The organism is Moorena sp. SIO4G3, from assembly GCF_010692305.1.
Classification (GTDB): domain Bacteria; phylum Cyanobacteriota; class Cyanobacteriia; order Cyanobacteriales; family Coleofasciculaceae; genus Moorena; species Moorena producens_A.
In genome coordinates, this window is the sequence record NZ_JAAHIG010000074.1 from 21302 (window position 1) to 30139 (window position 8838).

Annotated in this window: 7 protein-coding genes and 1 pseudogene; 3 read left to right on the forward strand and 5 right to left on the reverse strand. The window is 42.6% G+C overall.

Annotated features, from left to right (window positions below; genetic code table 11):
- Positions 1-48 precede the first annotated feature (48 nt).
- The 3 genes from F6J99_RS15560 to rph all read left to right on the forward strand — a co-directional run bounded on the left by F6J99_RS15560 (position 49) and on the right by rph (position 3412).
- Positions 49-1557: a thymidylate synthase gene (locus F6J99_RS15560; protein WP_293113716.1), complete on the forward strand. Its 1509-nt coding sequence runs from the start codon at positions 49-51 to the stop codon at positions 1555-1557.
- A gap of 365 nt (positions 1558-1922) precedes the next feature.
- Positions 1923-2495, forward strand: coding sequence for a dCMP deaminase family protein (locus F6J99_RS15565; protein WP_070392383.1), 573 nt, complete (start codon positions 1923-1925; stop codon positions 2493-2495).
- Positions 2496-2698: 203 nt separating this feature from the next.
- Positions 2699-3412 carry a ribonuclease PH gene (gene rph / locus F6J99_RS15570; RefSeq protein WP_293113717.1) on the forward strand — a complete coding sequence of 238 codons (714 nt, stop codon included), beginning with the start codon at positions 2699-2701 and terminating at the stop codon, positions 3410-3412.
- Positions 3413-3569: 157 nt separating this feature from the next.
- Here the strand turns inward: rph and F6J99_RS15575 are convergent, their stop codons facing one another.
- The 5 genes and pseudogenes from F6J99_RS15575 to F6J99_RS15595 form a co-directional block, all read right to left on the reverse strand.
- A complete protein-coding gene (locus F6J99_RS15575; RefSeq protein WP_293113718.1) occupies positions 3570-4373 on the reverse strand; it encodes a TPM domain-containing protein in 804 nt (267 codons plus the stop codon).
- Positions 4374-5220: 847 nt separating this feature from the next.
- Entirely contained in the window at positions 5221-5355 is a 135-nt protein-coding gene (locus tag F6J99_RS15580; protein ID WP_293113719.1) for a hypothetical protein, read from the reverse strand.
- A 275-nt stretch (positions 5356-5630) separates the two neighbouring features.
- Positions 5631-6936 (reverse strand): annotated as a pseudogene (gene iscB / locus F6J99_RS15585) (RNA-guided endonuclease IscB).
- 640 nt (positions 6937-7576) lie between these two features.
- On the reverse strand, positions 7577-7741 hold the full coding sequence (locus F6J99_RS15590) for a plasmid partition protein ParG (RefSeq protein ID WP_198954017.1): 165 nt from the start codon (positions 7739-7741) through the stop codon (positions 7577-7579).
- Between the two features lie 356 nt (positions 7742-8097).
- Positions 8098-8838 (reverse strand): WD40 repeat domain-containing protein (locus F6J99_RS15595; RefSeq protein ID WP_293113720.1); only part of this gene is annotated, 741 nt, incomplete at its 5' end.

An 8838-nucleotide genomic window follows, 5' to 3' on the forward strand; every position in this document is an offset into this window, starting at 1 on the left:
AATATAAAATTTAACAGTCAACATTCAAACTTCAACTTCTGCATTAAAATGACAGCAATCAGCAAAGTAAGTCAATTTCAGTACAAACCCCTGCACAAGCCTAACCAACTAATTTACGGTACAGGTCAAACGGCGGTGATTACGGGATGGACGATCAAAGACGCGATCGCAAAAAAGTTAAACCCCTCGGAATTTGCTGTAGTCGGACAGTTATACAGTCCCACCCGGGGAATTAGCCTGCTCATTCGTAATCTCCTCGCTAATCCCCATGTCCGCTACTTGGTCATTCTCAACGCTACGAAGGAAGACCGAAATGCTGGCAGTGGGACTTGCTTGCTGGACTTCTTCCGCCATGGGGTTGAAGAAGGGATTAGTGATACTGGTCGTCACTGCTGGGTGATTCGCTCTTCTATCAAAGGTTACATTGACATTGAAATTCCCTTACTGACCCTAGAACAACTCAGAAGAGAACTTTCTGTGGTAGAGGCTGATTCGATTACCCAAGCCGTTAGTCTGGTTAAGTCTTATGGCTCCAAAACTCAAGAGCCCTGGGGAAAATCGTTGGAATTTCCTATGGCAAATGATGTTGGGGCATCTGGCTGTGCGCCCCTAAAACCAGGACCGCGCTACGGACATCGCATTCAAGGGCGAACGATAGCTGAAACTTGGGTTAAAATAATTCATCGCATTAAAACTACCGGCACAATTCGGCCCACGGGTTATGACGGATATTGGCAAGAGCTAATTGATTTAATGGCAGTAGTAACGGAAGAACCTCCTGAATTTTACTTTCCTGAGCCCAATTATTTACCATGCGATCGCGACTTTATCCAAGAATACATTCATCAAATCCTGGACGACGCACCCGTAGTAGAAGGAGTCAAATATACCTATGGTCAACGTCTACGTTCTTGGTTCAAACGTGACCAAATCGAGCAAGTCATCACTAAACTCATTGGTGAAATCGATGCCGCCAGTGCAGTGATGTCCCTATGGGATGTCAAAGACCATGAGAAAGGAGGTAGTCCTTGTCTCAATCACATCTGGCTGAGAGTTGTGGATAATGAATTGTCCCTAACGGCCACATTGAGAAGTAATGATATGTTTAGCGCGTGGCCAGCTAATGCCTTTGGACTAAGAGCACTACAGCAGTATATTACAGACCAAATTGCTAAGCGCGGCGGTATTCCATTAAAAATGGGACCGCTGATTACCGTTAGTCAAAGTGCTCATATTTATGATGATTGTTATGACTATGCTAATCGAATTATTCAAAATCACTATCAACAAATTATCAATTCAGAACAGAAACAGTATGCTGATCCCATTGGTAATTTCTTGATTGAAACAGAAAATACTGATATTATAGTGAAGCAGACAACCCCTGGTAGCGGGGAAGTAATTGCTACGTATTCTGGTAAAAATGCCATGAGTTTATCTAGAAAAATTTGTAGTGATAATCCTTCAATACAACCTAGTCATGCGGTCTATTTAGGAATAGAATTAGAAAAAGCTATGATAGCTATAAAAGAAGATAAAACTTATCACCAATTATAGCATTTTTAATACTTATGATAGACAAAATCCTGGGTATTAAGAATTAGGGAGTAAGGAGTGACCCATGGTAAAATTGACTGTACTTAATGACTAGGATAAGTTATTGATAAGCAGTTATTGATAAGCATCAACTATAGATAACTTAAAAAAAGAGTTTGGTGTAAAAAATAACCAAAGACAGTTTGGTAAATAGTTCTTGGTAAGATAAAAAAATTATAGCAACCACAGTAAAGGTTAAGACATGTTTATATTTACTGTTCTCTTTTCCCTGCTCCCTGTTCACTTAAAAAAGACGATGATAGTTTATGTCATCAACTAAACTGACATTGATATAAAATTGATCATTAACAACTTTAAAATTACCAATGACTAATGAAAGACCAAACTGGGATGAATACTTTTTAATGATGGCTAAGCTAGCAGCTACTCGCTCAACCTGTTTAGCCTTTCCTGTAGGAGCAGTGATTGTTAAAAACAATCAGATTTTAGCAACAGGTTACAATGGTCCCCCCTCTGGCTCAAGTCATTGCACAGCTCAGGGATACTGCTATCCTGGACTAAGTAGCTGCGATGCGTCTCGTACCATGCCATCCCGAGCTGTTCATGCTGAAGCGAATGCGATCGCGTTTGCAGCCAAACATGGTATTGCCACTGCTGGAGCCAGTATTTATGTCACCCTAGAACCTTGTGTATCGTGCTTGAAGTTAATCATTTCAGCTGGCATAAAGAAAGTTTTTTATGAGACTATCTTCAATAGTGGAGAGAAAGCTCTAGTTAGAGATCATTTTCTGAACGACGGCTTAGTTAGCCTAACCCAAATCCAGTTAAGTGAAGAAACAGCTAAACGATCAGCTTCATTTCTCCTCAATCCAACATCTGTTACTAAATTGTCGGACAAAATTATTGAAAACAATTACACAATTATTAACAGTGACTAACTCGATAATATAGCAATTATTATTTTGGTATTGAGAAATGCTATATGACCAATTAGCAATTATCGATATACCATTCTATAAGTGATTAACTGGACTTGATATAGGGTACCTATATCACTAAATCAATTGTGATAATTTTTGTTCCCTACTCCCTACTCCCTACTCCCTACTCCCTACTCCCTACTCCCTTTGCTACATAACTTATGTCTTGGCAGCGTCCTGATCACCGACAACCGGATCAACTACGTCCGATTTTGTTTGAGCGAGAATTTACCCGCTATGCTCTTGGTTCCGTCCTCGCTCACTGTGGTGAGACCAAAGTACTTTGTACCGTGACGGTTCAGGAGGAAGTCCCCCGATTTCTCAAGGATACTGGCAGCGGCTGGCTAACCGCTGAGTATAGGATGTTACCAGGAGCAACACCGGAACGCCAAAGACGGGAAGTTCTCAAGCTTTCGGGTCGAACTCAGGAAATTCAGCGGTTAATCGGACGTAGTTTACGGGCTGCTGTTGATCTCAAAGCCTTGGGCGAAAGGACCATTACGGTAGATGCGGATGTTCTACAGGCGGATGCAGGTACCCGCACTACTTCCATTACTGGGGGATATGTTGCTCTGGTGGATGCTGTGGATAAACTGGTTAAAACGGGAGTAATAGAGCGATCGCCTTTAATTCACCAAGTTGCTGCTGTCTCGGTGGGTTTATTGGAAGGTGAGCCGTTTTTAGACCTCAACTATCTCGAAGATGTGGCGGCTGAGGTGGATTTTAATGTAGTGATGAACGATCAAATGGGTATTATTGAGGTTCAGGGAACAGCCGAGTCAGGGGCTTATACTCGCCATCAACTCAATCAGTTGATGGATCTAGGAGAAAAAGGTATTAAGGAGTTGTTACAGGCACAGCGTTACCAGAAATAAGTGCTGAGTGCTGAGTAATAATTGTCGCGCTTCACTTTTGAGATTGGATTTCCTTCCCGTAGCGTGACCTACGGTCAAGCTATTGGTCAATCATCGTGAGGGCGCAAGCCTTGCGCCCCTATATTGCTGCCCTAGAATAGGGCTCCTGCAATAGGTTTTAAGTTTCTGGGGCTGATGATTCACTAATAACTGGTGACAAGTAAGCCACAACCGCACCGAGAACGAAACCAAGAATATTGCGCAATAGTGGTAAGAAATCAGAGGTGCGTGTCACTACAGGTCCAATACCGAAGGCAATAAACAGAATACCCCAAAGTGGGGACAAAATTAAAGCCCATTGCCAAGCGAAAACCTGATCCTGTTTGCGGGGAATAGCAGCAAATCCACAAATCACTCCTCCGACAGTAGAAGTAATTAGGGTCAGAATCCACTGTTCTCGTGGTAGTCCAGGTACCACCCGACATCCCCCTTGGCGCAGGCATTGCTGGACCGTATTTAGGGCTTCGATAATGGATTGGTTTTCGCCATTGTCCCGTACAAAGTAGAGATTACCAAATCGGGTTTGCAACTCTACCCAAAATGTCCGAGGAAGGAATTCATACAGGGCATCACCCACGTTAAACCCTAGAATATTCCCTCCTCGGGCGTCAGCAATCAGTAACATACTTTTGTCGTTAAGTCCCCAAAAGTCTTTGACTGCCCGACCAGGGGTGCGGTCATATTGGGTCAAAACTCGGAGTTTCCAGCCAGTTTCCTCCTCAAAGCTTTCTAAATCTTCGACTAGTCTCTGCTCTTGAAGCTCTGGAATAAAGTTCGCTAAATCAATGACTGGTGTTTGAACCTCGGGCAGTAACTCAGGATTGTCGTAAGCCTTTGCCTCAGGAGCAATCGCCCACATAGAACAAGCTAGGAACAGTGCTGCGAAGGATACTAAAATTCGTTTTGCAAACAGATGCTGCATAGTTATTTTCAACCGGCAATGGACAGTATGCTTATCTTTTAGATAAATAATCAAGTAAAACTAAGCATTTCTTTACACTTGTTTACTTTATTCTAATCTTAGTTGCGATCGCAAAATGTTCGATCTTGTACAGTACAGGGATTATTAACAGGGGTAAGTTTATCATCCCAGGGTCAAACATAGCTTTTGGGATGTATGGCTAATATGGGAAGTATGAGAGGATAATGGAGTGTAGGTTGGTTATATGTTGAGTTGCCAGAACTATCTCCAGTGAGCGGCTGGATTCCATCCAGTGGTGATCCAAAATCAACCTGTAGAATTAGAATCAGAATTAGGGGTTAAATTAAACAGTATTGTAGAGGGTAAAATAGCCAGGTAATGTAAGCTATCAGCCGTCAGCCGTCAGCCGTCAGTAATTTGCGTAGCATGCACGTAGCTTATAGCTTACCAACTCATGGATTAATTACTTGGTAAAATCTGGAACAGTATTACTTTTAATAGCGCTTATAATATTGCTTATAATAAGTTTATATAATTATTAATTAAAACTTAAATTTAATTAATAATTAACCTAATTAAGAGATATTTGTTAAAGTAAATATCAAGAAGTCTTAAAACCTTGCTATGATTGTATTTTAGGTATTAAATTTTTCAATCTTCATAGTTTATATAAAACCTTATTTTACAAGGATTACAGCGATTTTACAAATCAGATATAAGGGTACGAATTGATATTTTGATTTGTTAACCTCAGTTTTGGATAGTGGTGATTGAAGCGAAACGAGCAGAATACTCTTTAAAGGTAGGGATACCACAAGCTCTAGCTTATATGTTGGCTAATCCTGAGCTACAAAAGCCTGCTTTCGGATTTGTCACGAATGGCGGTGAATTTATTTTTCTGAAAGCGATGCAGCGCGGTCTTGGGGAGGCAGCGCCGCCAAAGGGGGTTCCCCCCATGAGCGACTGCCGTGGTTTCCCTCATGAGCGACTGCATCAAGACACTGATTCGACAAGATAAACTGCAATATGCTTTTTCTAATCAGTTCTCTGTGGTGAATCGTGGCAATGACTGACAGCTGATAACTGTCAGCTCTGAGATAAACAAGGAAGTATAGCGCTTTAACATCAGATGTGAAAACGCTATAGTAGACATTCAAGAATTTTGAATTTTTAATTGCGCCCAGCGGTACTAGGTGCTCCAAATTCTTCTGGCAGGACGATCTAGGATGATTATTTCCAGGTAAATTCCGGCAAATACTAGCAAAACCTGTAACCATACCCATCTTTTCGGTGTATCGCTGATATATCTTGAGGTTTACAACTTTTGTATCCTTTCATTCCCAACGGGGTAAATCCAAAACTTCCTTTGCTTCTAGGAGTAACCTTACCTGTCCCTAGTTTTTGATGCTTGCCTATGTCTCCGGTCACCCAACCTTTGATGGGTTTTAAAGGATTGTGTCTAATAGGGTAACCGTACTTATTGAGTGCCGCTTTTTGCCTTCCTCCTTGTCCTTTACAGGTTGCTAAAAGAGGTTGAGAGGTTATCAAAGTTAAATTCTCAATATCCCCAACACAAGCGGCATCAATAAGCGTGCTGTTTAGGTAGTCCTAATCTTGTCCGGTTGTATTTAGTTTGCGCCCCTGTCCCAGTTACTACAGGTCTTACTTTGTTGAGCACCTTTACTAATTTGTTTCGAGTTGCATTTACCGCTGCCGCATCCTTTAAAGGTTGCTTAGCTTTAGTTTTAATCTTCTGTAGCAGGCTTGGCTTCTTGTTCAGGAATTCCTCTATGGGTTTATTCCCCTTTCCTTGATTACACTTTTCACAAGCTAAACAAAGATTACTTACGCGTTCGCGTAGCGTCGGCTTTGCCGAATCGCTTCCACCTTTGGATTTAGGGTGAATATGCTCAATTTGTAATTGTACATTTTGTTTGCCACAATAAGCACATTGCCTGCCCCATTTTTCAAGTAAATACTCTCTAACTTCATAGCCAGCTAACTCTCCCTGTTGATACTGAACGCCATTGATTTCAGGGTTTTGCATTTTCTGAGTGTCAAACTTGACCCTTTCGATCCAAATTTCGTTAACCGGACAGAATTTGATCAACCGCCTCACCCAGGTCTGGATAGTTAGGATCCTGTGCTCCAGACTAGGAGGAAGCCATCCTTCTGGTCGCTTACGATTAAGGAATTTGGGTTTCCTCTAGCGGGTATTTCGATTACGTCTTCCACGCCTGACAGCTCTCCTAGATTCTAGTTTCTTCTTGATTAGCCCTCCTCTATGTTCTAGTTCCATCCCCCAAATCACTTGATTATCTCTAACCAAGGCAAATCCTGTAGTTTTACTCCCAGGGTCTATCTTGATCTGACATGGCGAGATAGTAGGATTATCGTTCGCGCAGCGTCGGCTTTGCCGAATCGCTGTTTTCAAGATGATCGTGAATGGATACATCCTAAAAACAGCTGCCTTAGCTTTTTCTAGTAATCGACGTGCTTTTTTGGGTGAAATGGGATTCAGTGGTTGTTTGTTAGTGTCAATGACAAATACATAATTTTGGATCGTTAAATGCCTCAAGTTGGTTATGTTTTCCAAGTGCTTCGCACACGCTTGCGCGAACGGCAATGTTGAAATGGCTTGTTAGGCTAGTCACAGGTTTTGCCTTCACCTTAATGATTAGCGACAGAGCCAGGAACTGGAGGTTATTCCTGGGTGTCATGACCAAATCAACGTAGGAAGTTAATCCTTAGCCTGCATCCTAGTTGGTAATCCCAGGGGTTACCGGGAATTACCTAGGCTTTAACTAGGAGTTGCCGGAGCGTTGGTCTAGTCTCAGTCCTACCAGAGACCCAGCGCTGCTAAGTCGCACGAGGAATACCACAGTAGATCGCTAATTCGTCTTGAGAAAAATTGGTGCGTTCAATTTTTAGAGCCTCCAAGGGAGAATCACTACTGTGTTTGCGCCTTTTACTTTGTTCTCTGTCATAGTATGCTGGCTCAGCATGGTTTTCAGGCCAGACTTAACAGGATTATAGTCAGGCATCAAAATCAGATACAACAACAGACATTAAAATGCGATTCGGGCAAAGCCCGAAGCTGCGCGATGAAGCTCCGCTTCTGCTAAAAGCGATTAGCCCGAAGGGCGTTGGCTAGCGATCGCATAAGTCTGTAAAGCTCTTACCGATAGCACTTCAGTATTTACTCATGTCTCCTTTTCTCCGTGAATATATACACCATTTTGGTCAAGCCACTTATCAATCAATTCATTAACAACATCGCTCATGTCCCTATCTTGCATAACACAAGCTGCTTTAAAGTTCTTTTTTTTATCTTTGGATAGATAAACCCGTATTGATTCTTCAGCCACTGTCCTACTACCAGTAAACAACTTTACTCCATTCTGGCATCAATGATTTTTTTTACAAAATTTATAAATTTATTTTCCGAGGGATGAGGTAGTAAGGGAAAAGCCCGCGCGCCTAGGCTTCAGAGTTCATGGGCTGGCTACTACTCGATTGTTCAACAGAGATAGCTACATTATGGCTTATCCACAAAACCTCCAAGCTTGGGCAGTTACCCGTATAGTTCCCCCAACCCAATGGGTAATCATCGGTCGCTACCGCACTTGCTCTTATATAGAAGGATCCTGTCATACAGAAGGATCCTGTCAGCGAATCCCTGACACCCAATTTGAATTCGTGTTTCGTTCCCATCTTCTCTAGATCAACTCAGCGCGCCCAACGCTTCCAGTGCTGACTTCTGTGCTAGGGTCAGACCCGTAACCCCTGTGATGTTCATACCTTGGTAAGGTCGATCAGGAATCAAGGTTTTAATACACTGACCTGTGTGAGTATCCCAAACTTTAATAGTCCCATCATTACTGCCACTGGTAAGCCAATAACTGCTCACCTGTTCTTGATCAGACCTACCCTGGTGATCTTGATGTTTTACAGGACTAAACCCAATCGATGACCGTACTGAATTCCGATGACCGTGTAAGGTTCTCAGATGCTTACCCGTGCTTGCATCCCAAAGTCTCACGGTTTGATCTAAGCTACCACTGGCAATCAACTCACCATCAGGACTAAAGGCGACAGACCAGACACCTTTACTATGGCCTCGTAAAATCCTGACACATTCCCCAGTCCTAACATCCCAAATCCGAACAGTTTGGTCTCCACTGCTGCTAACTAGGGTTTTGCCATCAGGACTAAACGCCACCGATTGTACCCGACTAGTGTGACCCTGTAAAACCTTCAGACATTCACTACTCCTGACATCCCATAAGCGTATGGTTTCGTCTTCACTACCACTGGCTAGGGTTTGACCGTCTCGACTGAAGGTAACAGACCAAATCCAACTGGTGTGACCCCGTAATATCTTAAAACATTGACCAGTATTGACCTCCCATAACCGGATGGTTTTGTCATCACCACTACTGGCAAGAGTCTCACCAAGAGGACA

Coding starts and splice junctions, on each gene's coding strand:
- rph (WP_293113717.1), top strand. CDS start 2,699: ATGTCTTGGCAGCGTCCTGATCACCGACAACCGGATCAACTACGTCCG.
- F6J99_RS15575 (WP_293113718.1), bottom strand. CDS start 4,373: ATGCAGCATCTGTTTGCAAAACGAATTTTAGTATCCTTCGCAGCACTG.
- F6J99_RS15565 (WP_070392383.1), top strand. CDS start 1,923: ATGACTAATGAAAGACCAAACTGGGATGAATACTTTTTAATGATGGCT.
- F6J99_RS15560 (WP_293113716.1), top strand. CDS start 49: ATGACAGCAATCAGCAAAGTAAGTCAATTTCAGTACAAACCCCTGCAC.
- F6J99_RS15580 (WP_293113719.1), bottom strand. CDS start 5,355: ATGAGGGAAACCACGGCAGTCGCTCATGGGGGGAACCCCCTTTGGCGG.